20 protein-coding genes and 1 pseudogene are annotated in these 21,718 nt (G+C 68.0%); 16 read left to right on the top strand and 5 right to left on the bottom strand.

Features of this window, described 5'->3' with window-relative positions:
- Positions 1 to 27: 27 nt before the first annotated feature.
- The 3 genes and pseudogenes from BJF87_RS05650 to BJF87_RS05640 all read left to right on the top strand — a co-directional run bounded on the left by BJF87_RS05650 (position 28) and on the right by BJF87_RS05640 (position 2,339).
- Positions 28 to 351: a DUF2516 family protein gene (locus tag BJF87_RS05650; protein ID WP_005200278.1), complete on the top strand. Its 324-nt coding sequence runs from the start codon at positions 28 to 30 to the stop codon at positions 349 to 351.
- Positions 352 to 357: 6 nt separating this feature from the next.
- Positions 358 to 1,185, top strand: coding sequence for a MerR family transcriptional regulator (locus BJF87_RS05645; protein ID WP_006358340.1), 828 nt, complete (start codon positions 358 to 360; stop codon positions 1,183 to 1,185).
- A gap of 60 nt (positions 1,186 to 1,245) precedes the next feature.
- A pseudogene (locus BJF87_RS05640) lies at positions 1,246 to 2,339 on the top strand (alpha/beta fold hydrolase).
- Positions 2,340 to 2,360: 21 nt separating this feature from the next.
- Here the strand turns inward: BJF87_RS05640 and BJF87_RS05635 are convergent.
- Complete coding sequence (locus tag BJF87_RS05635) at positions 2,361 to 3,482, bottom strand: UDP-N-acetylmuramate dehydrogenase (RefSeq protein ID WP_006358342.1); 1,122 nt, start codon at positions 3,480 to 3,482, stop codon at positions 2,361 to 2,363.
- A 38-nt stretch (positions 3,483 to 3,520) separates the two neighbouring features.
- Here BJF87_RS05635 and BJF87_RS05630 point away from each other — a divergent pair, with 38 nt between their 5' ends.
- The 5 genes from BJF87_RS05630 (at position 3,521) to BJF87_RS05610 (ending at position 7,422) form a co-directional block, all read left to right on the top strand.
- Entirely contained in the window at positions 3,521 to 4,027 is a 507-nt protein-coding gene (locus BJF87_RS05630; RefSeq protein ID WP_006358343.1) for a DUF2505 domain-containing protein, read from the top strand.
- A gap of 10 nt (positions 4,028 to 4,037) precedes the next feature.
- A complete protein-coding gene (locus tag BJF87_RS05625; RefSeq protein WP_006358344.1) occupies positions 4,038 to 4,547 on the top strand; it encodes a DUF2505 domain-containing protein in 510 nt (169 codons plus the stop codon).
- A gap of 107 nt (positions 4,548 to 4,654) precedes the next feature.
- The gene (locus BJF87_RS05620; RefSeq protein WP_230461890.1) at positions 4,655 to 5,347 is read left to right on the top strand and encodes a class I SAM-dependent methyltransferase; all 693 of its coding nucleotides are present in this window, start codon (positions 4,655 to 4,657) and stop codon (positions 5,345 to 5,347) included.
- 24 nt (positions 5,348 to 5,371) lie between these two features.
- Entirely contained in the window at positions 5,372 to 6,247 is an 876-nt protein-coding gene (locus BJF87_RS05615) for a carbon-nitrogen hydrolase family protein (RefSeq protein WP_035752029.1), read from the top strand.
- On the top strand, positions 6,244 to 7,422 hold the full coding sequence (locus BJF87_RS05610; RefSeq protein ID WP_035752027.1) for a hypothetical protein: 1,179 nt from the start codon (positions 6,244 to 6,246) through the stop codon (positions 7,420 to 7,422). Before BJF87_RS05615 ends, BJF87_RS05610 begins: the two co-directional genes overlap by 4 nt.
- 15 nt (positions 7,423 to 7,437) lie before the next feature.
- Here the strand turns inward: BJF87_RS05610 and BJF87_RS05605 are convergent, their stop codons facing one another.
- Positions 7,438 to 8,070 (bottom strand): hypothetical protein, encoded by a 633-nt coding sequence (locus BJF87_RS05605; protein WP_075862800.1) that lies wholly within the window; start codon positions 8,068 to 8,070, stop codon positions 7,438 to 7,440.
- A gap of 194 nt (positions 8,071 to 8,264) precedes the next feature.
- On the opposite strand from BJF87_RS05605, the gene BJF87_RS05600 reads away from it, so the two are divergent.
- From BJF87_RS05600 to BJF87_RS05590, 3 genes are all read left to right on the top strand, one after another.
- The gene (locus BJF87_RS05600) at positions 8,265 to 10,028 is read left to right on the top strand and encodes an ABC transporter ATP-binding protein (RefSeq protein WP_035752024.1); all 1,764 of its coding nucleotides are present in this window, start codon (positions 8,265 to 8,267) and stop codon (positions 10,026 to 10,028) included.
- Positions 10,021 to 11,799 (top strand): ABC transporter ATP-binding protein, encoded by a 1,779-nt coding sequence (locus BJF87_RS05595; RefSeq protein ID WP_075862799.1) that lies wholly within the window; start codon positions 10,021 to 10,023, stop codon positions 11,797 to 11,799. Before BJF87_RS05600 ends, BJF87_RS05595 begins: the two co-directional genes overlap by 8 nt.
- A 763-nt stretch (positions 11,800 to 12,562) precedes the next feature.
- Complete coding sequence (locus BJF87_RS05590) at positions 12,563 to 13,555, top strand: alpha/beta hydrolase family protein (protein ID WP_035752022.1); 993 nt, start codon at positions 12,563 to 12,565, stop codon at positions 13,553 to 13,555.
- A 13-nt stretch (positions 13,556 to 13,568) separates the two neighbouring features.
- On the opposite strand, the gene purU is transcribed toward BJF87_RS05590, so the two are convergent.
- Positions 13,569 to 14,462, bottom strand: a complete 894-nt coding sequence (gene purU / locus BJF87_RS05585; RefSeq protein ID WP_035752119.1) for a formyltetrahydrofolate deformylase — start codon at positions 14,460 to 14,462, stop codon at positions 13,569 to 13,571.
- Here purU and deoC point away from each other — a divergent pair.
- Positions 14,421 to 15,167, top strand: a complete 747-nt coding sequence (deoC, locus tag BJF87_RS05580; RefSeq protein WP_035752116.1) for a deoxyribose-phosphate aldolase — start codon at positions 14,421 to 14,423, stop codon at positions 15,165 to 15,167. The genes purU and deoC overlap by 42 nt on opposite strands.
- Here deoC and BJF87_RS27070 read toward each other — a convergent pair.
- The gene (locus BJF87_RS27070; protein ID WP_316042958.1) at positions 15,135 to 16,910 is read right to left on the bottom strand and encodes an FAD-dependent oxidoreductase; all 1,776 of its coding nucleotides are present in this window, start codon (positions 16,908 to 16,910) and stop codon (positions 15,135 to 15,137) included. The genes deoC and BJF87_RS27070 overlap by 33 nt on opposite strands.
- 48 nt (positions 16,911 to 16,958) lie before the next feature.
- Here BJF87_RS27070 and BJF87_RS05570 point away from each other — a divergent pair, with 48 nt between their 5' ends.
- Positions 16,959 to 17,546, top strand: coding sequence for a helix-turn-helix domain-containing protein (locus tag BJF87_RS05570; RefSeq protein ID WP_005200248.1), 588 nt, complete (start codon positions 16,959 to 16,961; stop codon positions 17,544 to 17,546).
- A 50-nt stretch (positions 17,547 to 17,596) separates the two neighbouring features.
- Positions 17,597 to 18,853, top strand: a complete 1,257-nt coding sequence (locus tag BJF87_RS05565) for an Ig-like domain-containing protein (protein ID WP_035752020.1) — start codon at positions 17,597 to 17,599, stop codon at positions 18,851 to 18,853.
- Here the strand turns inward: BJF87_RS05565 and BJF87_RS05560 are convergent.
- On the bottom strand, positions 18,850 to 19,626 hold the full coding sequence (locus tag BJF87_RS05560) for an SDR family NAD(P)-dependent oxidoreductase (RefSeq protein WP_035752019.1): 777 nt from the start codon (positions 19,624 to 19,626) through the stop codon (positions 18,850 to 18,852). The genes BJF87_RS05565 and BJF87_RS05560 overlap by 4 nt on opposite strands.
- A gap of 85 nt (positions 19,627 to 19,711) precedes the next feature.
- Here BJF87_RS05560 and BJF87_RS05555 point away from each other — a divergent pair, with 85 nt between their 5' ends.
- Together BJF87_RS05555 and BJF87_RS05550 are read left to right on the top strand one after the other, a co-directional pair.
- Positions 19,712 to 20,839 carry an ROK family transcriptional regulator gene (locus BJF87_RS05555; RefSeq protein ID WP_075862797.1) on the top strand — a complete coding sequence of 376 codons (1,128 nt, stop codon included), beginning with the start codon at positions 19,712 to 19,714 and terminating at the stop codon, positions 20,837 to 20,839.
- A gap of 69 nt (positions 20,840 to 20,908) precedes the next feature.
- Positions 20,909 to 21,718, top strand: a complete 810-nt coding sequence (locus tag BJF87_RS05550) for a transglutaminase family protein (protein WP_075862806.1) — start codon at positions 20,909 to 20,911, stop codon at positions 21,716 to 21,718.

Below are 21,718 nucleotides of genomic sequence, written 5' to 3'. Positions count from 1 at the left end.
GCGGCAATCGGGGCGCACGGGACTAGAGTGTTCGGCGTGGACGTCTTCAGCGTGTTGGCCTACGGGCAGAGTCTGATCATGTTGGTCCTGACTGTGGTCGCGGGGATCGCGGCGGTCGTCGCGTTGATCCACGCGGCCATTCAGCGGCCCGATGCCTTCCCTGCGGTCGACCGGCAGAGCAAGGTGATCTGGGTTGCGATCCTGGCCGCCGCGTCGCTGTTCATCTGGTTCTTCGGCGCGGTGAGCTTCCTGGGCATCATCGGCGTGGTCGCGATGCTCGTGTACCTGGTCGACGTGCGCAAACGTGTGGACGACATCCAGGGCAAGTCCTGGTTCAGCAAAAAGGCCTGAGGCATCGTGGCGGAGTATCGGATCAACGACCTCGCCGAGGCGTCGGGGGTCAGCGTTCGCAACATCCGGGTCTACCAGGACCGCGGACTGCTTCCGCCACCCACCATCCGCGGCCGTGCGGGCTGGTATTCCGACCAGCACCTGGTCCGCCTGAACCTCATCTCCCGCATGCTCGAACGCGGGTACACGTTCGCGACGATCAGCGAGTTGCTGCACGCCGCCCACCACGGCATGCGCGTCGAACAGATCCTGCGCGGGTCGCCGAAGGGCGGTCGATTCCGCAACTTCAAGCGCGCCGCGACGATCACCATCGCCGAGCTGAAGAAGACGCTCAACGCGTCGGACAGGTCCATCGCGCTCAGTCAGAAGCTGGGTCTGCTGGCCAAGGACGGCACGCACTATGCGATCCGCAACCCCGAGCTCCTCGAGGGTGCCGAGGTCCTGGTGAAGGCCGGTGTCGACCTGGAGTTCCTCCTCGACCGGTGGGTTCGTGTCCAGGACGATCTCGAGGACGTGGCGTCGAGCTTTGTGTCGATCATCACCGACAAGTATTTCGACGAGAACCTTCCCGACCTGGGCGAGGCCGGCGTGAGCGAGATGGCTGACCTGATCCAGACGGTTCGTCCGATGGCGCACGAGATCGTCGAGACGACGTTCCGCCGGGCCCTCGACGAGCAGATCTCCCAGGCGATCGGGCGGGCGGCGACCTACTTCGATGCCACCACCGGGGATGACGAACCTGACTCCACGACGCCGAATTCGTCCGGTGACCAGCCTGACCCCGGCTATGAGACAACGGATATTGGTACATTGAACACCGACACGGGGCGCTGAACGCGGCGCCCCCCTCGGGTCTCCCTTGCGGACGACCCGTCCGAGGCTGGAGGAGTGCCGGTGAACAAGAGGTCGTTGGTGAACGTCGGGGGAATCGCGACCGTGATCGGTGCGGGCGTGGTCGGGGTCGGCGTGGGCACCGTGCTCGCCGGTATCGCCCGAAGTGCGCTGCGCGCCGAACTCGCGGTCGACGACGGTCCCGACGACCTGCTCACCGCGCCCGACTCGGCGCCGCACCGGCTGCCGGTCCGCAGTTCCGACGGGACCGTCCTCAATGTCGAGATCTACGGCTCCGACGACGCAGCGGACGACGACGGTGACGTCATCGTCATGGTTCACGGTTGGACCTGCAACACCGCGTATTGGTATCCGCAGATCAATCACCTCGCCTCCTCCGAGGGCGGTCGCCGACGCGTGGTCGTCTACGACCAGCGTGGTCACGGACTCAGTGAGCGAGGCCTCCGGCGTCCGACCATCGCGATGCTCGGACAGGATCTCGACGCTGTGCTCGAGGCAGCCGTGCCCGCCGGCCGGCGCGCAATCCTGGTGGGGCACAGCATGGGCGGGATGACCATCATGTCGTGGGCGGGGCAGTACCCGGAGAAGGTCGGCTCGCGGGTCTCGGCCGTGGTGCTCGTCTCGACCGCAGCGAAGGGCGTCCTGGAGAACCACACCCTCGTCCCGGTTGATCTGCCCGCGTATGCGCGGCCGTTCGCGCCCGTGGTGGCCAAGGCGTTCACCTCGATGCCGGTGCCGATCCCCAAGACTCCCTACGGCGTTCGCATCTCGCATTACATCGCACTGGGACCCCACGCGCGCAAGGCGCACGTCGACTTCGTCGAGAGATGATCGGAGCCTGCCCCCCGCGCGCACGGGCCGGCTGGGGTTCGGCGATGGGCAAACTCGACGTCACGCCGGGGCTGGCCGCGCTGTCGGTGCCCACGACCGTGGTCGTCGGCACCGAGGACCGGCTGACCCCGCGCACTCATGCCGAACAGATGGCAGAGGTGTTGCGGCGCAATGGTTCGCTGCGTGATCTGGTCGTCTACCAAGGCGTCGGCCACATGACGAGCATCGAGGCCGCGGAGCGGTTCAACGAAATGCTCGACGACCTGGTGGCCGAGGTCTCGCGAGCCGAGCAGCGGGTCAGCTGAGTCGCGACATCCGACCCGGCGTCACAGCGCGCAGTTGACGAAGACCGGCTCGGGTCGCAGGGTGACGCCGAAGGTGTCGAGAACGCCGTCGCGGACCTCGCGCGCGAGCGTCAGCAGCTGTTCGGTGGTAGCCGCACCCCGATTGGTCAGCGCCAGAGTGTGTTTCGTGGACAAGCGGACCGGGGCGTCGGCGGACGGGTAGCCGCGTCCGAAGCCGGCCCGTTCGATGAGCCACCCCGCCGACAGTTTGATCGCGGTGGGGGCGTCGGCGTTCGGGGAGTCGCCCGTGTTCGGCTGCGGGCCGGCCGGGTAGGACGGGATCGCCACGTCGTCGCCGACCCTCGCCGCGATGCGTTCCAGGACCGCGGGGGCGTCCTCGCCGTCGACGATCGGGTTGGTGAAGAACGAACCGGCACTCCAGGTGTCGAAGTCGTCGGGGTCGAGGACCATGCCCTTGCCGCGACGCAGTCCGAGCACCGCCTCGCGGGCGGTGACGGCGTCGACGCGGTCGCCGGGCTCGACACCGACCGTCGTGGCCAGCTCGCGGTACCGGATCGGCTGGCTCGCGCGATCGTCGTTGAGCCAGAAGGACACCGCGACCACCACGAAATCGTTGCGGTGCTTCAGATTGCTGGTGCGGTAGCCGAGTCCGAGCTCGGCGGGGGAGACCCACCGCAGGGTGCCCGACCGGCGGTCGAGGACCTGGACCGACCGCAGGATGTCGGCGACCTCGACTCCGTAGGCCCCGACGTTCTGCACCGGCGTCGCACCGGCCGCGCCCGGAATCCCCGACAGGCACTCCAACCCTCCGAAACCCGCCTCCACGGTCGCGGCGACCAGGTCGTCCCAGCCCACGCCGGCGTCGGCGACGACATGCGGACGACCCGACTCGCGGCCCGAGCCGAACTCGATGCGGCTGCTCGCCAGCACGACGGCGGTGCCGTCGAAGCCGGCGTCGCCGATGACGAGGTTGGACCCGCCGCCGATCACCAGCACGGGTTCGGACCGTTCGTCGAGCTCCTGGATGGTCTCGACGATGCTGCGCGTGTCCGGGCAGCGCACGATCTCGCGGGCCGGGCCGCCCAGACGCAGGGTGGTCAGCTCGGCGAGGGGCGCGCTCAGCGGCGTCTGCGTGTCGGTCACGCGTTCAACGGTAACCGGCGAACGGTAGCGTTCTCCTCATGGCGAGCAAGCTGCAGCACTCGGTGTCCTACCCGTTCTCCACCGAACGGCTCTGGGCGCTCTACACCACTGAGCAGTACTGGCACGATCTGGTGGAGCGGATGAACTCCGGTCACGGCCACGTCGAGAAGGTGAACATCGCGGGCGACACCGTGTCCGTCGAGATGAGTCAGGGCATCCCCTCGGAGAAGCTCCCGTCGGCGGTCACCAAGATCATGCCCGGCGACCTCCGGATTCCGCGGAAGAACACATTTCGGCTGGTCGGAGACCGGATCGAGGGTGAGATCCACGCCACGGTCGAGGGCGCCCCGGTGCCGGTGAACGTGTACGGGACCATCACCACCGCCGGCGATCCGGCGACCAGTGACTGCTCCGCCGAGGTGTCGGTGAACCTGCCGATGTTCGGTGGGAAGATCGAGAAGGCCGTGGTCAGCGAGCTGGTCGGCCTGCTCGATCACGAGTGTGGGCACACCGTCGATTGGGAGTCGGGAAATCCGCTGACGTAGCCTGGTCGTCATGGCACGACGGCTCAGCTACTCCGCTCGCTACACCCACCCTGCGGAGAAGCTCTACCAAGCGCACAGCATCAAGCAGTACTGGGACGACATGATGGCGGGATTCCAGATGATCTCGCCGCACTGCGAGGTCGCCTCCTTCACCTCCGACGAGAACGGGGTCAAGGTCGTCCTCAGGCAGACGATCGGTCGCGACCAGCTGCCCCCGCTCGCGCAGACGGTGATGATGAAGGACATGGTCATCACGCGTGAGGAGACCCTCGGTCCGTTCGACCCGGACCACACCAAGGGCACCTACAACGCGTCGATCCCCGCGGGTCCGGGCAGCCTCAACGGCTGGCAGGAACTGTTCCCCACCGACGACGGCTGCACGATCCGCCGGACCAGTGAGGCGAAGGTCTTCGTCCCGTTCGTCAACGGCAAGCTCGAGCAGATGATCCTCATCAACCTGGTCGATCTGTTCCGGGCCGAGGCCGAGTACGCCAAGGACTGGATCGACAAGAACTTGTGAGTCGCACCCCCGGACAGCAGTCCGGGCGACGGCCGTCGAACAGTCCGATCGGCCGGGTGACGCGCGGAACGACCAACATCAACCGTCTCCGTCGGGTGGATCGGTGGATGGCTCATGAACCGGCCGTGATCGCGGCCCTCGATGTCGCCCGTCCGCTGGTCGTCGACCTCGGCTACGGCGCACGCCCCGACACCACCGTCGAGATGGCCGGCCGGCTCCGCCGCGTAGCCCCCGACCTGGAGATGGTGGGACTCGAGATCGACCCGGCCCGCGTCGTCGACCCGCGCGACGGTGTGCGGTTCGCGGTCGGCGGCTTCGAGATGGCGGGCCTGCGTCCCCGGGTGGTGCGCGCCTTCAACGTCCTGCGGCAGTACGACGAGACCGAGGTCGACGCCGCGTGGTCGCGGCTGCGTGCGGCTCTGTCGCCGGGCGGGGTGATCGTCGAGGGCACCTGCGACGAGATCGGCCGACGCTGTACGTGGGTGCTGCTCGACGTCGCGGGGCCGGTCAGCCTGACGCTCTGCTGGGCTCCCGAACACTCCGAGCGCCCATCCGATCTCGCCGAACGACTGCCGAAGGCGCTCATCCATCGCAATGTGCCGGGCGAGAAGATCCACGACCTGCTGACCCTCGCCGACCAGTGCTGGGACATCGCCGCCCCGCTGGCGCCGTACGGGCCACGCGTCCGCTGGCGTCACGCCCAGGACCTGCTGCGCGAACGCGGCGTCGACTGTGTCGTCACCCGCCGTCGGATGTCGGACAACGTGCTGACTGTCCCGTGGGAAGCCGTCGCCCCCTAGACCGCGGGCACTACTGTGGCGGCTATGCGTGTGGCGATGGCTCAGATCAGTTCGACCGACGATCCGAGCGAGAACCTGGTGACCCTACGCGCGGCGACGCAGGACGCCGCATCGCGCGGGGCGCGCCTGGTCGTGTTCCCGGAGGCGACCATGTGCCGGTTCGGCGTTCCGTTGAAGCCGGTGGCGGAGGATCTCGACGGGCCGTGGGCGAGGGCGGTGTCGGAGGTGGCGGCGTCGGCCGGCGTGACCGTGGTGGCCGGGATGTTCACCCCGTCGGACGACGGCCGCGTGTTCAACACGGTGCTCGTCGCACACCCCGACGGGTCGCGTCAGGGATACGACAAACTGCACCTGTACGACGCCTTCGGGTTTCAGGAGTCCAAGACCGTCGCGGCCGGTTCGGAACCGCTGACCTTCGAGGTCGACGGGGTCACCGTGGGGGTGGCCACCTGTTACGACATCAGGTTCCCCGCACTGTTCACGAACCTCGCCCGACGTGGCGCGCAGATCGTCGTCGTGCCGACGTCCTGGGGTGCCGGGCCTGGCAAGATCCATCAGTGGAAGGTGCTCGCGACGGCCAGGGCACTGGATTCGACGACGTTCGTCGTCGCCGTGGGGCAGGCACTTCCCCCGGATGAGGCGGTCGCCGGGTCGGGGGCCCCGACCGGGATCGGACACAGCCAAATCACAGACCCCTTCGGTACCGTGGTCGCCGCGTACCCGGAGAGGGTCGGTGTCGATGTCCACGACCTCGACCTGGCACTGGTCGAGAAGGCTCGTAAACAACTGGCGGTCCTCGCCAACGAGCGAGAGCTGCCTGCCGGCGGTGCGGTGTCCAGCAAGGTCGCACCCACCGGCGAACGGCTTCGAGAGTCCGACGACCGAGGACGGAATCCATGAGCGACAGCAAAATTCCCGGTGGTGGCCCCCGAGACCAGGGTGAGTCGCACGATCCCACCGAATCCGCAGGACCCACCGATCACACCGAATCCACCGGCGACGACTGGCGTCCGGTGGAGGACGCCGACCCCACCAGGTCCGCTGAGCCAGTCGAGCCCTCCACCGGTACAGACGTTCCCGAGTCGGGGGAGACCGAACAGTTCCCCACGACTCCGATCGCGCCCGGGGCGCAGGCGTATTCGAACGTGCCGCCCTCGGAGGCCGACACCTCCGACCTGAGCGGCGGGCCCGGCCGGCCGGGCACCGCGCAGTTCGCGCCCGGGGAGACGCCCTACCACGACGACTCGAGCGCACCCCTGGCGACGCCGGGCAGCGGTCCGGTGCTGACCTCGCCGCGAAAGAGCCGCAGCACCAAGAAGATCGTGGCGCTGAGCGCCATCGCCGTGCTGCTGCTCGTGGTCATCGGCGCGGTCGGCAGCGAGCTCTATCTGCGCAACAAGGTGACGAACTGCCTCGAGGAGTCGTTCAGCGGTCTCACCGGCGTGCCCACCTCGGTGTCGCTGAGCCGCAAGCCGATCATCCTGCAGGGCAGTGGCGACGTTCCGTACGTCCAGGTCGACACCAAGGACGGTGCCGATGCCGACGGTGTGCGTCTGCACATGCGGGCCGACGGCATCTCCGGGAACAGCAGCAGCACCGACATCCGCACCCTCAACGGCGACGGCTTCATCCCCTACGAGCGGATCGTCGAACTCAGCAAGGAAAGCGCTCCCGCCGGTGCCGGCGGCCAGAGCACCGGCAACGGCGCGAGCCCGGTCGGCTCGGTCGAGGAGATCACCGGCAATGCGGCCGACGGCACCTTCGAGGTGCAGGCGGCCTTTCCGGTGATGTTCTTCGCGGTTCCGGTGTCGGCGACGATCAAGCCCGTCCTCACCGACGGCCGGGTCGACTTCGAGGTCGTCAAGGCCAGCGCGCTGGTGTTCGGCATCCCGCCGGACTTCGCACAGCAGATCGTCGACCAGGTCACCACCTCGGCGCTCGGGCCGTTCTTCGACGAGGTCCGGGTCGATCAGCTGAAGGTCACCGACACGGGTCTCGAGTTCGCGATCAGCGGCTCGGACGTCCAGCTGACCAACGAGATGACCGGGAACGAACAATCGAGTTGCTCGGTCTGATCGATGGTCGCTCGGCTATCGGCGTTCTCCGGGCGGGTCGATGCGGTGAATCCACACCGTCGGCCCGCCGGTGAGCGTGAACTCGCCGCGGACCGGCGCGTCCCATCGGCGGACGTAGACCTCCGACATGGTGGCGTCGGCGGTCCCGGCGACCACCGGTAGATCATCCCGGCGTCCCATCTCGATCACCTCGTCGAGGAGGCCGGCCAGCGTGCCGCCGCGTCGATGTCCGGGATGCACGAGCGCGAAGAGGATCTCGATCGCGCGACCGTCGGTCACGGCGTCTTTCTGAGTCCGACGCAATTCGGTGAATCGATCGGCGAATCCGTCGAGTGCTCCGACGAAATGACGAATTCGTGCCATGAGTTCGTCGTCGACACCTCCGGCCGGACGGGTCGGATAAGAGAGTGCGATCAGCGCGATCAGGGTGCCGGTCCCGTCGAATACACCTCGGAGTCCGTGGAAATTCTCGGCGACGAGGACTTCGCCGTACCACCGATAGGCCTCGGTAGGTGCATCGTCACCGAGTAGCCACTGATACATCGGGGTTTCACGCAGACCGTTCTCGAGCAGGTCGAGTGCACTTTCCCGATCGGACTCCGTCAGCGGGCGAGAGCCGTTTCGGGCTGCCTGGATGCCTTGCGTCACCGCTACATATCAGCACATCGGCGAAACGGTGAGGTGTTCCTCCGCCGCGTTGGGGCGGTGGGCGAGACGTCGATATGTAGACTTCACAACCGCCTGGCGACCTTTCCGGTATGTGAGGCAGCAATGGATCGGCGACGATATCCGACGCCGATTTCTTCCTGTTCCGCCGTCGTAGTTCGGAGTGGTCTCGCCCGATGCCCGTCCCACCGTCGTTGAACAGAGGTCAGGTGCGAGCGCTCGTCGGCCTCGTCGGCACCGCGCTGAGGGCGTCACCGTGGGTGGTCGCGGGATTCGTCGTCTTCCAACTGGCCAGCGTGTTCACGTCGCTGGCCCAGCCGGCGCTGAACGCCGCGATCATCGACGACGGAATCCTGCGCGGCGACGTGGGGACCATCAAGGTCGTGGGGCTGCTGATGGTCGCGGTGGCCGTGGTCAACCTCGCGGTCTCGCTCGGTGCCACCTACCTCGCCTCGCATCTGTCGGCGAGCTCCGCCCGCGATCTGCGCGGCCGGGTCAACAGCCGGATCGGCATGTTCACCGACCAGCAGGTCGCCCGGCTGGGCCTGTCCAGCCTGCTGACCAGATCCACCGGCGACGTGGGACAGATCCAGGGCTTCCTGTTCATCTTCCTCACGGTCGTCGTGACCGCGCCGCTCATGCTGTTCGGTGCGCTGGTGCTCTCCCTGTCGCAGGCGTGGCAGATGGCCCCGGTGATCTTCGTGGCCGGGCTGGTCCTCGTCGCGCTGGTCGGGGTGCTCGTGCGGCGCATCGTCCCGTGGGCCGCGCGCCTGCAGCGTCGGCTCGACACCATCAATCGCGTGCTGCGCGAACAGTTGCGCGGCATACCCGTGATCAGGACGTTCCGGCAGGAGGCCCGCGAGCGCGCGCGGTTCGCGGTGGAGAACGACGAACTCACCGACGTCGCCTTGCGGCTGGGACGGACTCAGGTACTGCTCCTCCCGACCGTGACCGTGGTGTCCAATCTCGCCGGGGTCGCGGTGGCCGCCCTGGGCGCGATCTTCGTGGACCGCGGCCAGATGCAGATCGGCCAGATCGCGGCGGCGGTCGGATACCTCGGCCAGATCCTGCTCGCCGTGTCATTGCTGACCGTCATCGCCGGCGTCATCCCGCGCGCGGTCACCAGCGCGGACCGCATCGCCGAGGTCCTCGTCACCGAGGTGCTCGATTCCGGCGACGCCGAGGCCGGGGTGACGTCGTCCGCACCCGCGGTGGTCTTCGACGCCGTCTCCGTCGGCTTTCCCGGCGCCGACGCGCCCGCGGTCGACGCGATCTCGCTGACATGCGCCGCCGGCACGGTCACCGGACTCCTCGGCGGTACCGGCAGCGGGAAGTCGACATTGCTGTCGTTGCCGTTGCGCTTCGCCGACCCCGACTCGGGCGTCGTCCGGTGGGATGGCACGGACGTGACCGGCCTGGCGCCGGCGTGGGTACGTGCGCGGACCGCGTTCGTCGGGCAGGGTGCAACGCTGGTGACCGGCACGATCGCCGACAACCTGCGGATCGGTCGTCCCGACGCCACGGACGAACAACTGTGGAAAGCGCTCGAGGTGGCCGCGGCCCGTGACTTCGTCGAGGCGCGGCCCGAGGGGCTCGACGCTCGCGTCGCGCAGGAGGGCCGCAACTTCTCGGGAGGCCAGCGACAGCGCCTGGCGCTGGCCCGCGCCGTCCTCCGACGTCCCGCGCTGTACGTGCTCGACGATCCCTTCAGCGCCCTCGACGTCGACACCGAGCGCGAGGTCATCGCCAATCTGCGACGAGCCCACCCGGAGGCAACGGTGCTGATCGCGGCCCAGCGGGTCTCGTCGGTCCGGCATGCCGACGCCATCGGCGTGCTGGAGGACGGCCGTCTCGTCGCCGTCGGCACCGACGAGACCCTGCGCACCGACAGTGAGATCTACCGCGAGATCGCCTACGCCCAGGCGGTGACCGATGCCTGATACGAACCGGCGCGACGGTTCACTGCGATGGCTGATGCGGCAACTCCACCTGAGTCGGGGTCGCGCCGTCGCGATCTCGCTGTGCGCGATCGTGGCGTCGCTGGGCGCGGTCGTCGGACCGATCCTGTTCGGTGTGGTCACGAACGTGATCGTCGACGGGACGATGGGCGCGGAAGGCATGGACTGGCGGCGACTCTGGACAGTGCTCGGCGTGCAGGCGGCGATCTATGTGGCGGTCGCCTGCCTCGCGTTCACGCAGGGGCAGATGTTGACCATCGCGGTGCAGCGGTCGGTGGCGGGGTTGCGCGCGCGCATCGAGGACAAGGTCCATCGGCTCCCGCTGCGCTACTTCGAGTCGAACAACCGTGGCGTGCTCGTCAGCAAGCTCACCGCGCACACCGACAATGCCGCCACCGTGATCGCTCCGGTGCTGGTCACCGTGCCCACCAACGTGCTGACCCTTTTCGTGGTCACCGTCGTGCTGTTCGTCGTCTCGCCGCTGTTGGCGACCGTCGCGCTTGTCGCCGCGCCGGTGTCGGCAGCGGTGTCGGTCGTCATCGCGCGGCGGGCACGACCGTTCCTCGAGACCCGGTGGACCACCACGGCCGCCCTCACCGGGCACCTCGAGGAAGAGCTGAGCACGCGCCGCATGCTGCAGGCGTACAACGCCGAACCCATCGCCCGGCGTCGGTTCGACGCCCTCAACGAGAAGCTCTTCGGTTCGACGCGTTCCTCCCAGTGGGCCGCCGGCACACTCGCGCCGGTCCTCACTGCGATCAACGCCGTGGTGTTCCTGACCCTGGCGGTCCTCGGCGGCCTCATGGTCGTCGACGGAACCCTGAGTCTCGGTGCCGCCCAGGTGGCCGTGATCTTCGCCCAGCAGCTGTCCTCGGCGGTACGTGAACTCGCTGGTTTCGTGACCAAGGTGCAGTCGGGCACGGTGTCGGCGGGCAAGGTGCGCGAGGTGCTCGACGAGCCGGAGGACGGCGCGTCGGAGACCGGCGAGGTGGGGCCGGACCAGGCTGGGCGTCATCGTCGACCGCCGGAGATCGTGTTCGACGACGTCGCCTTCGCCTACGAGGAGAGCATGCCGGTGCTCGGCTCCGTGAGTTTCCGGATGGAGCCGGGTACGACGACGGCGATCGTCGGCTCGACCGGCGCGGGCAAGACGACCATCACCAACCTGCTGCAGGGCTTCTACCGTCCGACCGGCGGTTCGATCACCATCGACGGTGACGATGCCGTCGACCTCGGCCCGCAACGGGTGCGCGACGGAATGGCGGTCGTGACCCAGGAGCCATGGCTGTTCACCGGGACCGTCCGCGAGAACATCGCCTACGGGATGTCCGACGACGACGCGGTGGACCGTGCGGTCCACGACGGACATCTCGACCAGATCGTCGCGACGCTGCCCCAGGGCATCGACACCGTCATCGGCCAGGAATCGGAGAACCTCAGCGCGGGGGAGAAACAGCTCGTCACCGTAGCTCGGGCCATCGCGGCATCGCCCCGCATCCTCATCCTCGACGAGGCGACCAGCGCCGCCGACCCCCGCACCGAGCTGCTCGTGCAGCGGGCGCTGCAACGTCTGCGCGCCGACACGACGACGCTGCTGATCACCCACCGGATGGCCACGGCCGCGCTCGCGGACCAGATTGTCGTTCTCGAGGAGGGGAGGATCGTCGAATCGGGAACGCACGATGAGCTGATCAGCGCCGGCGGGGTCTATGCGCGACGATGCGGCGTCGATTCGGCATCGCGTGCCGAATGAATCGCCACAGGTCAGGGTCCTTTTGCGTGCATAACAATCCGTTTCGTGAAACGCATTGGCGTATTCGTCCCATTTGAACAAGCGCTTGACCCACTTACCGATGGAGTATGGAATCGAAACCTACCGATCGGAAAGTTACGGTGACGGAGGTTTGGCGCGATTTTGAGTCGATACGCCACCGAAACGTTGCATCAACGTTGCTAATGGCCATTGTTTTCGCGGGTTTGATGGACGATCGTCCCACTGAATTCCATTGTTCGTATTAACGCAGTGGTGTGAGCTGGACTTTTGTGACATCGGTCGATGGCGAAAGAAGTATTCGTGACAAGTCCCCGGGAATAATGGAGACATTGTCGAGACGGATATGTAATCTCTGTCTCGAGCCGCCGCACAGGTGGGAGCAGGCGCTCACATCGAATCTTTCCCCCATGAACGAAGGAGTTCCCATGAGCTTTGGAATTGGCGATGCAATCGAAGGTGCCGTCACCGACGCGATCACCGAAGCGATCCTCGGTGTGTTCACCGGCTCGCTCGAGAGCGGTTCCGACACGCCGGAGTAGTCCGACCAGTCTTTTCGAATCGCCTCACGGCCCCGGCTGTGAGGCGATTCGTGTCGAGCGGGGCCGAACAGTCGTCAGCGGGGAGTCCGGGCGGTTGAATGATCCGCGGTGCGTGTCCGCCCGGCAGCCCGACACGATACGGTCCATCTGACAAGACCCATGCCCGCCCCGGGGCCTGTCGGGGACTCGACGAGGAGGAATGCATGAACCAGCGTCTGCGCAGGTGCGGCGCCGCGATCGCGGTCGCTCTGGGCATCGGGCTCACGCTGTCGGCCACCGGCACCGCCGGCATGGCAGCCGCGGCGCCGAGTCTCGTGACCGCGGGTTCGCCCACCGAACGGGTCACCGACATCGTCGTGCATTCCGATGCGATGAACAAAGACATCCCGCTGACGGTGATCAAGCCGGCCGACGAGTCCAAGCCACGTGGGGTCCTCTATCTCCTCAACGGCGCGGGCGGCGGCGAGGACGGCGCCAACTGGCTGGCGAAGACCGACATCGTCGAGTTCACCAAGAACAAGAACCTCTACGTCGTCATCCCCAACCAGGGGCAGTTCAGCTACTACACCGACTGGGAGAAGCCCGACCCCGAGCTCGGCGTCCACAAGTGGTCGACGTTCCTGGGCAAGGAACTGCCTCCGGTCTTCGACGCGAACTTCAACACCTCCGGGCGCAACGCGATCGGTGGCATCTCCTCGTCGGGAACCTCGGTCCTGAACCTCGCGATCGAGCATCCGGGTCTTTACGAGGCAGTCGGTTCCTACAGCGGCTGCCCGACCACCGCCGACCCGTTCGGCCAGAACAGCATCCGGCTGGTCGTCGAGGTCCGCGGCGGCGGCGACGCCAGGAACATGTGGGGCCCGTACAACGGACCCGGCTGGCGTAAGCACGATCCGGTCATCAACGCCCACAAGCTGCGTGGCACCAAGCTGTACATCTCCAATGCGACCGGCCTGCCCGGGCAGTACGACAACCCGGCGTACGTGAAGAAGACCGACACCCTCGCCGATCAGATCCTGGTCGGTGGCGCCATCGAGGGCGGCACCATGACCTGCACCCTGCAGCTGGTGAACCGGCTGCAGCAGTTGAACATCCCGGCGACGGTCGACCTGCCGCCCACCGGCACCCACTCCTGGGGCTACTGGCAGGACCAGCTGCACCGCTCGTGGTCGTTCTACGAGCGGGCCCTGAACTAGTCGAAGTTCCGAACTAGTTGAAGATCACGGTCTTCCGGCCGTGAACGAGGACGCGGTCCTCGAGGTGCCAGCGCAGGCCGCGGGACAGGACCAGCGTCTCGATGTCGCGGCCCTGACGCACCATGTCGGTCACCGAGTCGCTGTGATCGACTCGGATCACGTCCTGTTCGATGATCGGTCCGGCGTCGAGTTCGGCGGTGACGTAGTGGCACGTCGCACCGACCAGCTTGACGCCCCGGGCGAATGCCTGGTGGTACGGGCGGGCGCCGATGAAGCTCGGCAGGAAGCTGTGGTGAATGTTGATCGCACGGCCGGCCCACGCTTCGCACAGTTTCGGGGGCAGGATCTGCATGAACCGTGCGAGGACCACGGCGTCGGGCTGGTAGCTGTCGACGATCCGGGCGAGTTCGGCAAAGGCATCGGCCTTGCGCTCACCGAACGGGACATGGTGGAACGGGATCTCGAAACGCGTTGCCAGCTCTTCGAGTTGGGGGTGGTTGCCGACGACGGCCCGGATGGTCGCCGGCAGCTCGCCTCGATGCGCACGACCGAGGAGGTCGATGAGGCAGTGGGTTTCCTTGCTCACCAGCAGCACGACGGACTTGGTGTCACGGGTGTCGGTGAGGCGCCACTCGGTCTCGGGGCCGAGTTCGGAGGCGACCTCTTCGGCGAAGCGCGCGCGGAGTTCGTCGGCGGTGAACGACACCTCGTCGGCGCGGATGGCCTGCCGGGTGAAGAACCAGCCGGTGTCGTCGTCGGAGTGGTACGCGGCCTCGGTGATCCAGCCCCCGACATCGGTCAGGAAGGTCGAGATGCGGGCGACGATGCCCGTGCGGTCGGGGCAGCCGAGCGTCAGCACATAGCGATGCTCGGTCTGGTCGGTGGGGGTCAGCTGTCCGCTTGTCACGACCCACAGTGTGCCAAGCTCGTCGATGTGACGAACACGGACCTGCGGCGTAGCGACGTCGCCGCCATCATCGACCACACACTTCTCAAGCCCGAGGCCACCCGCGCGGACGCGGAGGCCACCGTCGCCGAAGCCGCCCGTCTCGGCGTGTTCGCGGTGTGCCTGTCGCCGTCGATGCTCCCGATCGACACCGGTGAGCAGCGGACCTGCGTGGTCGCCGGCTTTCCCTCGGGTAAGCACCACTCGCTGGTCAAGGCCGCCGAGGCCCGGCTGGCGGTGGACTCCGGGGCGCATGAGGTCGACATGGTGATCGATGTCGGCGCGGCGGTCGACGGCCGGTTCGACGAGGTGTTCGCCGACGTCCTGACCGTGCGCGAGGCGGTCGGGGATTCGACGCTGCTCAAGGTGATCATCGAGTCCGCGGCGCTCCTGCAGCTCGCCGGTCCCGACACGGTGACCGAGGTGTGCCGCCGTGCCGAGCAGGCCGGCGCGGGAATGGTGAAGACCTCGACCGGTTTCCATCCCGCGGGCGGCGCGAGCGTCGAGGCGGTTCGCCTCATGCGCGCCGCGGTCGGCGACCGCGTCGGGGTGAAGGCGAGCGGTGGCATCCGGACGGCCGAGTTCGCCGCCGAACTCATCGCGGCGGGCGCCACCCGGCTGGGCCTGTCGTCGTCAGCGGCCGTGCTCGACGGCTTTCCCGCGTAGCACGTCGGCCATCACCAGATCGGCGTTGATCGCCGCACCGGCCGACACCCCTTCGCCCATCGCGACGGTCACCACCGCGTTGAGTGTGGTGTTGTTACCCGCCGCCCAGACGCCGGGGATCGCGGTCGCGCCCATCGGTCCGGTCTCGATGACCTCGCCCATCGGGGTTTGCGACAGCGTGCCGCCGAGTCGTTCGTAGAGGTCGCCGCGCACCGCGAATCTCGGTGCGACGACGACGGCGTCCGCCTTCAGGACCGTGCCGTCGGACAGTTCGACGCCGTCGAGGCGAGCTGTACCGGCGTCGTCCCGGGTGCGAAGCCGCTTGACGGTGTCGTCGATGATCGACACCCCGGCGGCGGCCAGGTTCGTGCGGTCCTCGTCGCCGATGGCATCCGGAGCCTGCGCGACGAGGGTGACGTCGTCGCTGAGCTGTGTGAACAGCAATGCCTGGTGGGCGGACATCGGGCTCGTCGCGAGCACCACGACCCGTGAACCGCGAGCCTCGTAGCCGTGGCAGTACGGACAGTGCAGCGCGTCGCGCCCCCAGAGTTCGGCGACGCCCGGGATCTCGGGCAACTCGTCGACGAGGCCCGTCGCCAGCAGGAGGCGTCGCGCCCGCACCGTTCCGCCGGATGCCAGCGAGAGGATGAACCGATCGCCGTCCGGGCGGGCGTCGACGACGGTGTCGGAGCGGACCTCTCCGCCATAGCCGCGGACCTCGTCGCGTCCCCTGGACAGCAGCTCTAGCGGGGAGATGCCCTCCTGACCCAGCACGTTGTGTGCACCCTCGGCCGGTGCGTTGCGCGGATCACCACTGTCGATGACGACGACGGAACGCAGGGAACGGGCCAGTGTGGTCGCGGCGCTCAACCCCGCGGAGCCCCCGCCGATGATGGCGACGTCGTGATCGCCGGCCGGCCGCGCTATCCACAGCCGGCGTCCGGCGGTGAGGGTGAGGTCGGCGCGCCGATGCAGCGACGCGGGGTCATCGGGGTCGATGAGGGAATCGAGAAGTGCCAGGTCGGAATCCGCGAGCACCTCGGCCAGCCGGTGCCGGAACTGACCGAACCAGTGGACCGCGTACCGGGCGATGGTCTCGTTGGGGCCGGTGCGTGCGATGCGGATCGTGTCGCGGTGGACGACGTCGAAGCCTGCCTCGCCGAGGGTTTCGGTCCAGTCGGCGAGCGCCTCCCATCCGGCACCGGCCGCGGCCTGGTGGCAGCGGTCCTCGAGCGTGCCCAGGGCCGAGTCGGCATCGGGCGCGAAGCGAGGGAGGCCGTCCATCTCGACGATCGCGACGACGCCGCCCGGAGCGAGCGCGGACGCGGCCTCGCGCAGGAGAGCCGCGGGGTCGGCGACATGGTGCAGCGACAACGCGGCCCAGATGACGTCGGGGGAGTGCAGCGGTGGCAGACCGTCGTCGAGGTCGGCCACCACGGTGGTGGTTCGCGACTCGAATCCGCCGGCGCGGGCCCGTTCGCCGACGCGAGTGATCATCTCCGCGGAGCTGTCGACCGCGATGAGGTGGGTTGCACCGAACCGGCGGGCGAGGGCCTCGGTGCCGGTGCCGGTTCCTGCGCCGAGGTCGACGATCCGTTGCGGTGCCCGTCCGAGATGTCGGGTGATCACGGTGGCCGCGTCGTCGATGTAGCTGCCGAGGAGTTCGGCATCGAGGTCGAGCGCCGACGCCAAGTGGTCGTGGTCATGGTCGTGTCCATGGGAGCGGGAATGCGAGTGGGTCATGGCGTCGACGGTAGCGCACCCATGCTCGATGGGCATATATTCTTGCCTATGACGCAAGAACTCGACGCGGTGGTCCGGCAGCGCATTCGTGGTCTCCGGCTGGCCAAGGGCTGGACCCTCGATGCGTTGGCCGCGCGGTGCTACCTCTCCCCGTCGACGCTGAGCCGTATCGAGACCGGTCACCGCCGGGTCGCGCTGGACCAGCTGGTCCCGATCGCACGGGCGCTGGGAACGACACTGGATCAGCTCGTGGAACCCGCCGATGACACCGACGTCGTGATCCGTCCCCAGCCGCACACCGCCGAGGGGATGACGATATGGCTGCTGTCCCGGGAGAACAGCCCGCAGGGGGTGACGGTCGCGAAGATGCGCTTCGAGCGTGAACAACCGCTCGGGGACCTGCGGGTTCACCCCGGTCGGGAATGGTTCACGGTGCTTTCCGGGACGGTGCGGCTCCTGCTCGGCGACCGCGCGATCATCGTCCCGGAGGGGGATGCGGCGGAATTCTCGACCATGATCCCGCATGCGATCTGCGCTCACGACGGCCCGGCCGAGGTGCTGTCGATCATGGACCACGCGGGCGAGCGCGCCCACATGCCGTCCGCGACGACCGCCGCCGACGATCCGCAACCGTGAGTCGTCAGCTCCGCGAACGACAACCGCAGATCGGTAGGCTTGTTCGGGTGATGACTTCTCAGGCCCCGGTGAACCGACGTGCTGTGCTCGCCGCGGCCGGGGTCGGCGTACTCGGGGTCGCGATCGCGGCGTGTACGGGTTCCGGTTCCGGCCCGGGCGACGACAAACCTGCCGAGCCGAAGGTCCAACTGACCTTCACCCCTCCGCTCGACGGTGAGGCGCCCAGTCCGATCGCCGAGATCGGCGTGCAGGCCGAGGGCGGCACGCTCAACCCGGACGTGAAGCTGACGAACCCCCGTGGGCGGGTGGTGAACGGGCGATTGTCGGAGGACCGGACGAGCTACACCATCGCCGAGCCCCTGGGATACGGCACCGAATACACCTGGAGCGGGACGGCCATCGGGACCGACGGCAAGACCGAGCCGGTCGCCGGGAGCTTCACCACCCTCGAACCGTCGAGCCAGCTGAACGTCGTGGTCAACATCGGCGATGGTCAGGAGGTTGGTATCGCCGCGCCGATCATCCTGAAGTTCAACGGAACCGTCGAGGACAAGGAAGCGGTGGAGCGGGCGCTCACCGTCACGACCACGCCGCCCACCGAGGGGTCGTGGGCGTGGCTCGGCGAGGACAACGGTTCACGTGTCCACTGGCGTCCCCGCGAGTACTGGGCACCCGGCACCAGAGTCCACATGGACGCCAAGCTGTACGGCCTCGATCACGGTGGCGGCGCCTTTGGGGCCGCGGACGTGACGAGCGACTTCTCAATCGGCCGCGCGCAGGTCGTGAGGGCCGTCGAGTCCTCGCACCGCATCGACGTGCTGCGTGACGGCGTCGAACTGATGTCGTTGCCCTGCAGCTACGGCGGCGGCGACCTCGACCGCAACGTCACCCGTTCCGGCATCCACGTGGTCACCGAGAAGTACGAAGAGTTCTTCATGAGCAACCCGGCGGCCGGTTACTTCAACATCCGGGAACGCTGGGCCGTGCGCATCTCCAACAACGGCGAGTTCATCCACGCCAACCCCGAGACGGTCAACGTCCAGGGCACGGCGAACGTCACCAACGGGTGCATCAACCTGTCCGAGGCCGACGCCGAACGTTACTTCCGGGTGGCCGTCTACGGTGACCCGGTCGAGGTCTCGGGTACGCGAATCCCGTTGTCGGAGGCCGACGGTGACATCTACGACTGGATCTTCGACTGGGAGACCTGGCAGGGCATGTCGGCGATCAAGGGTGAGGTGACGGAGTCGTCGGTGCCGGCGACGCCGAGCGGCGCCCCGACCTCCAACGTTCCCGCACCCCGCTAGCCGGTCTTGATGTTCCGGCGAGCCGACGCCTGATCGCGCGGCATGAGGACGATCTGGTCGAGGTTCACGTGCGGCGGCCGTGACGCGACGAAGCCGACGACCTCGGCGACGTCATCCGCGGTCAGCGGGGTCAGGCCCTGGTAGACGGCGTCAGCGCGTTCCTTGTCGCCCTCGAACCGCACGAGGGAGAAGTCGGTCTCGACCATGCCCGGGCAGATCTCGGTGAGACGCACCGGCTTGCCGAGGAGTTCGTATCGCAGAGTGCGGTGGGTGACCGCCTGGGCGTGCTTGGCCGAGGTGTAGCCGGAGCCGTTGTCGTAGGCCTCCAGCGCTGCGATCGAGGTGATCGCGACGATCAGTCCGTCCCCGGATGCGATCAGTGCGGGGAGGAGGGCCTTCGTGATCCGCAGGCTGCCCAGGACGTTGGTCTCCCACATCCAGCGCCAGTCGTCGAGGTTCGCGGTGGACACCGGGTCGAGGCCCTTGGCGCCGCCGGCGTTGTTCACGAGCACGTTCACGCGGTCCAGGCCTTCGACGAACGCGGCGACCGAGTCCTCGTCGGTGACGTCGAGCTGCTTTCCGGTTCCTCCGATCTCGGCGGCGAGCGCCTCGACGCGATCGACGCGTCGTGCGCCGAGCACCACGTGGTAGCCCTGCTCCGCCAGTTGGCGAGCAGTGGCGGCACCGATCCCGGAACTCGCGCCGGTGACGACGGCGATCGGTCGCTGGTCGGTGGTCTGGGCGGTGGCGTCGGTGGCGGTGTCAGGGCTCATGGGCCCACCTTACGATGCGTGCCAACCTCGCCCATGACACCGCCGGAAGCCTCGGCGTGCACTCGCGCACTGCTACATTCGTCCCATGCGTGGGGGAGTGATCCCGGCGGCGCTGCAACTGACGTCCACTCCGGCGGCCGCGGTGTTGCACGCGATCCGGGTCGGTGGGCCGGTGACCAGGGATCAGCTCGCCTCGACGACCGGGCTGTCCGCCGCGACGATCAACCGTCAGGTCCATGCGCTCGCCGCCCACGGTCTCATCACCGAACGTCCCGATCTCGTGGGGCCGAAAACCATTGGCAGGCCGAAGAACCCGCTGACCATCGACCGGGATTCGCTGTGCGTCGCGGGACTGCACATCGGTGCGCGGCGCGCGGTCCTGGTCATCGCGGATCTCGGTGGACGCACCCTGCACAGCCATGCCGTGCTCACCCCGTCGGGTGACCACCAGGAGGCGATCGAGCAACTGTGCACGCAGCTCGCCGAACTCGCCGGCCGGTTCGGCGGACGCCGTCTGCTGTGGGGCGGTGTGGCGCTCGGCGGTGCGGTGGACGCGGAGACGGGTGTGGTGGATCACCGGGTTCTCGGGTGGCACCAACTTCCGGTGGGCGAAACCCTTGCGGACCGACTCGACACCCCGGTGTCGGTGTGTGAGCACGTGGAGGCGATGGCCGCCGCGGAACTCCTGCTGGCCGGATCGCGCGACGAATCAGGCACCGGACTGTTCTTCTACGCACGCGAGACCGCCGGTATGGCAATGACTCTCGAAGGCCGGGTCCACGTCCCCGAGCGAGGGGCCGGGACCATCGCGCATCTGCCCGTGTCCGCGCCGGTGCTCGCCCCGGGACACACCCGGGTGCGGCTGCAGAACGTCATCGGCGACGCCGCCGCACAGGCGGCAGCCCACCGCCTCGGCATCGATCCGGACTCGTCGCGCATCGTCGACGAACGCGCGCGGGTCCTCGGGGAGGCGGTCGCGATGATCCGCGACGTGATCAACCCGGACACGATCGTCGTCGCCGGCGACGCGTTCTCAGCGCACCCGCACGGACTTGCCCCGGTGCAGGCGTCGTTCGACGAGGCGTCGACGCTCGACCGGCCGCTGGAGATCGCGCCGTCGAGATTCGTTGTGCACGTTCAGGAGAGCGCCGCGGTCGTGGTCGCCCTCAGCGTCATCTACGCCGATCCGATCGCCGCTGTCGCCACACTCTGAAACGGCATGTCGTTCGCGTGCGGCACCGCCGTATGTGCCGGGCGGGAAGTCATCACCTACGGTGGGGACATGACCCTGCCCCGCGATGTGTCCGCCCGACTCGAGGTGAGCATCGACGACCCGACCGAACTCGAGATGCAGATCACGGTGGCGAAGCGGCCCGGCCTGCAACTGCAGGAGGAACTCAAGATCGAGCTGGGCGGCAGTCCGGTCGCCGTGGAGGAGCTCGTCGCCGATCACGGATCGCGAATCCACCGGATGCAGCTCGACCGCGGACTGCTGACGATCGACTACACCGCCGAGATCCTCACCCCCGCGGACCCGATCCCGGTGGAGAGCACCGACCGGTCGCGATACCTGCGCCCCAGCCGATACGCCGAGTGCGACAAGTTCTTCGGATTCGTGGCCGGCCAGTTCAATCTGTCGCTGCCCGAAGAGGAGCTCCTCAACCAGGTGGTGGCCTTCGTCGAGCATCGGCTCAACTACCTGCCCGGGGCGAGCGATCCCATCGACGGTGCGGTCGACGCCCTGCTCGCCGGGGCGGGTGTGTGCCGCGACTACGCGCATCTCGTCGTGGCGCTCCTGCGGGCGCTGAACATCCCCGCCCGGCTCGTCGCCGTATACGCGCCGGGGTGCTCCCCGATGGACTTCCACGCCGTCGCCGAGGCGATCATCGACGGCGAATGGGTGGTCGTCGACGCGACGCGTCTGGCGCCGCGGCAATCGCTCGTGCGGATCGCCACCGGGCGCGACGCCGCGGACACCGCATTCCTCGACAACCACCGCGGCACGATCACGCTCAACAACTACGAGGTGACCGCGACCGTTCGCGGTGCGCTGCCCTACGACGACTCGACCGCCCGGGTCATGATCGGCTGA

Origin of the sequence: Gordonia sp. CNJ-863 (assembly GCF_001942325.1) — a bacterium.
GTDB classification, from domain to species: Bacteria; Actinomycetota; Actinomycetes; order Mycobacteriales; family Mycobacteriaceae; genus Gordonia; species Gordonia alkanivorans.
This window is presented reverse-complemented; position numbering and strand designations above follow the sequence as displayed.

Coding starts and splice junctions, on each gene's coding strand:
- BJF87_RS05630 (WP_006358343.1), top strand. CDS start 3,521: ATGGCGAGCAAGCTGCAGCACTCGGTGTCCTACCCGTTCTCCACCGAA.
- BJF87_RS05625 (WP_006358344.1), top strand. CDS start 4,038: ATGGCACGACGGCTCAGCTACTCCGCTCGCTACACCCACCCTGCGGAG.
- BJF87_RS05620 (WP_230461890.1), top strand. CDS start 4,655: ATGGCTCATGAACCGGCCGTGATCGCGGCCCTCGATGTCGCCCGTCCG.
- BJF87_RS05615 (WP_035752029.1), top strand. CDS start 5,372: ATGCGTGTGGCGATGGCTCAGATCAGTTCGACCGACGATCCGAGCGAG.
- BJF87_RS05610 (WP_035752027.1), top strand. CDS start 6,244: ATGAGCGACAGCAAAATTCCCGGTGGTGGCCCCCGAGACCAGGGTGAG.
- BJF87_RS05600 (WP_035752024.1), top strand. CDS start 8,265: ATGCCCGTCCCACCGTCGTTGAACAGAGGTCAGGTGCGAGCGCTCGTC.
- BJF87_RS05595 (WP_075862799.1), top strand. CDS start 10,021: ATGCCTGATACGAACCGGCGCGACGGTTCACTGCGATGGCTGATGCGG.
- BJF87_RS05590 (WP_035752022.1), top strand. CDS start 12,563: ATGAACCAGCGTCTGCGCAGGTGCGGCGCCGCGATCGCGGTCGCTCTG.
- deoC (WP_035752116.1), top strand. CDS start 14,421: ATGCTCGGTCTGGTCGGTGGGGGTCAGCTGTCCGCTTGTCACGACCCA.
- BJF87_RS27070 (WP_316042958.1), bottom strand. CDS start 16,910: ATGACCCACTCGCATTCCCGCTCCCATGGACACGACCATGACCACGAC.
- BJF87_RS05570 (WP_005200248.1), top strand. CDS start 16,959: ATGACGCAAGAACTCGACGCGGTGGTCCGGCAGCGCATTCGTGGTCTC.
- BJF87_RS05565 (WP_035752020.1), top strand. CDS start 17,597: ATGACTTCTCAGGCCCCGGTGAACCGACGTGCTGTGCTCGCCGCGGCC.
- BJF87_RS05560 (WP_035752019.1), bottom strand. CDS start 19,626: ATGAGCCCTGACACCGCCACCGACGCCACCGCCCAGACCACCGACCAG.
- BJF87_RS05555 (WP_075862797.1), top strand. CDS start 19,712: ATGCGTGGGGGAGTGATCCCGGCGGCGCTGCAACTGACGTCCACTCCG.
- BJF87_RS05550 (WP_075862806.1), top strand. CDS start 20,909: ATGACCCTGCCCCGCGATGTGTCCGCCCGACTCGAGGTGAGCATCGAC.